General features: G+C 61.2%; 1 protein-coding gene. It reads left to right on the forward strand.

Annotated features, from left to right (window positions below):
- Positions 1–1189, forward strand: a 1189-nt coding sequence (locus AWB65_RS34970) for an NAD(P)/FAD-dependent oxidoreductase (RefSeq protein ID WP_143281834.1), incomplete at both ends; no start/stop codon positions are given.

Below are 1189 nucleotides of genomic sequence, written 5' to 3' on the forward strand. Positions count from 1 at the left end.
AGCAGTACGGTCCCCGCGAGTCGATGGAATATGACGTCGTGATCGTTGGCGGTGGCCCGGCTGGACTGTCGGCGGCCATCCGGCTCAAGCAGCTTGCACAGGAAAAAGGCGTCGAAATCGGGGTTGTCGTGCTCGAAAAAGGCTCGGAAATCGGTGCGCATATTCTTTCCGGCGCGGTGATGGACCCGCGCGGTCTCAACGAACTGATCCCCGACTGGAAGGAAAAAGGCGCGCCGCTGGACGTCGAAGTCAGCGAGGACCGTTTCCTGTTTTTGACGCAGAGCAGCGCGAAGCAGGTGCCCAACTGGCTGCTGCCCGACAACTTCAAGAACCACGGCAACTACGTGATCAGCCTCGCGAACCTCACGCGCTGGCTGGGTCAGCAGGCCGAAGCGCTGGGCGTCGAGATTTTCCCGGGTTTTCCCGCAGCCGAAGTGCTCTATAACGACGACGGCTCGGTGCGTGGCGTCGTGACGGGCAACATGGGCGTCGGCAAGGACGGCCAGCCGACTGAGAACTTCCAGCTCGGCATGGAGTTGCACGCGAAATACACGCTGTTCTGCGAAGGCGCACGTGGGCATCTGGGACGCCAGCTCACCGACAAATTCAAGCTGCGCAAGGACGCCGATCCGCAGGTCTACGGCCTCGGCATCAAGGAACTGTGGGAAATCGATCCGCTGAAGCACAAGCCGGGTTTGGTCATTCACACCGCCGGCTGGCCACTGGAAAACGATACCTACGGCGGCTCGTTCCTGTATCACATGGATAACAACCAGGTGATGGTCGGGTTCGTGGTCGGGCTGGGGTATTCGAATCCGTATCTGTCGCCGTTCGAGGAGTTTCAGCGCTACAAGACGCATCCGTCGATCCGCGCGTTCCTCGAAGGCGGCAAGCGTATTTCCTACGGCGCGCGCGCGATTACGGCGGGCGGTTTGATGTCGCTGCCGAAGCTGGTGTTTCCGGGCGGTGCGCTCGTCGGCGACGATGCGGGTTTTCTCAACGCATCGCGAATCAAGGGCTCGCACGCCGCGATCAAGACCGGCAAGCTCGCCGCCGAAGCCGCATTCGATGCCGTTCAGGCCGGCCGTCAGAACGACGAACTCACTGCTTACCCCGCATCTTTCGAAACCTCGTGGCTCAAGACCGAGCTCTATCGCGCGCGCAACTTCAAGCAGTGGATGAGCAAGGG

The sequence above is a fragment of the Caballeronia humi genome (genome assembly GCF_001544475.1).
Classification (GTDB): Bacteria; Pseudomonadota; Gammaproteobacteria; order Burkholderiales; family Burkholderiaceae; genus Caballeronia; species Caballeronia humi.